The 1899-nt window shown below is 75.3% G+C and carries 2 protein-coding genes; one reads left to right on the top strand and one right to left on the bottom strand.

What is annotated here, in order from left to right; all coding sequences use genetic code 11:
• Positions 1–50: 50 nt before the first annotated feature.
• Positions 51–713 (bottom strand): TetR/AcrR family transcriptional regulator, encoded by a 663-nt coding sequence (locus DMH08_RS39340; protein ID WP_125621352.1) that lies wholly within the window; start codon positions 711–713, stop codon positions 51–53.
• A gap of 135 nt (positions 714–848) precedes the next feature.
• Here DMH08_RS39340 and DMH08_RS39335 point away from each other — a divergent pair, with 135 nt between their 5' ends.
• Positions 849–1883, top strand: coding sequence for an MMPL family transporter (locus DMH08_RS39335; protein ID WP_125621349.1), 1035 nt, complete (start codon positions 849–851; stop codon positions 1881–1883).
• Positions 1884–1899 lie beyond the last annotated feature (16 nt).

The following is a 1899-nucleotide window of genomic DNA, read 5'->3' as shown; positions in this document are numbered from 1 at the left end:
GCTTCCCGGGCCGGTAGGGGATCCCCGCGGCCGACGCCTGACGGCGGCCGTCAGGCGCCGCCGGTCCGGGCGGCGCCGCGGGCTTCGAGGGTGGTCATGTACCCGGCGAGGACGCGCTTCAGCTCGGCCATCAGCGCGTCCCGCTCGTCCTGCGACGCGGCCTCCGCCACCAGGGGGACGAGCGCCTTGAACACCTGGATCAGGACGCGCGCGCCGCGCGTCCGGTCGTCCTCCGGGAGGCCCGGCGCGCGCGCGGCGAGGATGCCGGCGACGCGTCCGAGCACCGCGTCCTGGATCGGACGCGTGGCGGCGGAGAGCTCGGCCGGCATGTCGGGGCGCGCGAACAGCGCCTTGAAGCCCGGGTTGGCGAGGTTGAAGGCCATCAGCGGGTCGACGATCCCGTCGATCAGCTCCGCGAGCGGCACCGCGGCCGGGTCGGCGGCCTCGAACGCGCTGCGGTGGGCGCCGCCCATCCCCGCCGCGAACCGGTCGGCGAGGGCCCTCGCGATGGCCTCCTTGTTCGGGAAGAACTGGTAGAGCGAGCCGGGCGAGATGCCCGCCGCCGCCGCGATCCGGTTCGTCGTCGCGGCCTCGTAGCCGGACTCGGCGAGCACCCCGGCGGCCGCGTCCAGGATCTGCGCGATGCGGCGCTCCCCGCGCGCCTGCCGCCGCACCGGCCGCGCGCCCGCCCCGGACCCGCCGTCCCCGTCCATCGCCGTCCTCCCGCCGTACCGCCCGCGACCCGTCGAGTATTGCAAATACGAGCATCCGCTCGTATTATCCGGCGGTAATTACGAGTACCCGCTCGTATATGACCGCCGTGATCATCGTCGCCCCTGGGGGAGCACGTGTCCACACCGCACGGCCTCGGCCGGTTCGTCACCCGAAGGCCCCGGCTGATCAGCGCGCTCGGCGCCGTCGCGCTCGTCCTCGTCGGCATCGTCGGCGCCGGCACGATCGGCGCCCTGTCGCTCAACCGCTTCGAGGCGCCCGGCTCCGAGTCGATGCGCGCCCGCGACGCCCTCGCCCGCGACCACGGCACCGGCAGCCCCAACGTCGCGCTCCTCGTCACGGCCCGCACCGGCACCGTCGACGACCCCGCCGCCGCGGCCGCCGGACGGGCGCTGACCGCCGAGCTCGCCGCCCGCGACGGCGTCGGCGACGCCTGGTCCTACTGGAGCCGCGGCGGCACCGAGACGCTCCGCAGCGAGGACGCGCGGCACGCGCTCGTCCTCGCGTGGGTGCCGGGCGACGCCGACCACGTCCGGACGGGCGTCCTGCCCGACCTCGCGGCCGACCTCACCCGCACGGACGCGGCCGTCGAGGTGACCGTCGGCGGCGGCGACGAGGTGTTCCGCACGGTCATGGAGCAGGCCCGCGCCGACTTCGTCCGCGCCGAACTGATCATCCTGCCGCTGACGCTGCTGCTGCTCTGGCTCGTCTACCGGCGGTTCGCCGCCGCGCTCGTCACCCTCGCCACCGGCCTGTTCGCCGTCCTCGGCTCCCTCGCCCTGCTGCGGATCCCGCTCGCCTTCACCGAGATCTCCACGTTCGCGTCCAACATCGCCCTCGTCATGGGCATCGGCCTCGGCGTCGACTACGGGCTGTTCATGATCTTCCGCTTCCGGGAGGAACTCGCCGCCCGCGACGGAGGCGGCGACGACGTGCGGGAGGCGGTCGTCGCGACCGTCCGGGGCGCCGGACGGACGGTCCTGTTCAGCGGCGCCACGGTCGCCGCGGCCCTCGCCGTCCTGCTCGTCTTCCCGTTCCCGTTCCTCGCGTCGTTCGCCTACGCGGGCGTCGCCGTCGTCGCCGCGGCCGTCGTCGGCGCGACCGTCCTGCTCCCCGCCGCCGCGATCCGGTTCGTCGTCGCGGCCTCGTAGCCGGACTCGGCGAGCA

The sequence above is a fragment of the Actinomadura sp. WAC 06369 genome (assembly GCF_003947565.1).
Lineage (GTDB): Bacteria > Actinomycetota > Actinomycetes > Streptosporangiales > Streptosporangiaceae > Spirillospora > Spirillospora rifamycini.
The sequence above is the reverse complement of the archived record's forward strand: the minus strand, read 5'-3'. Positions and strand labels throughout refer to the sequence as shown.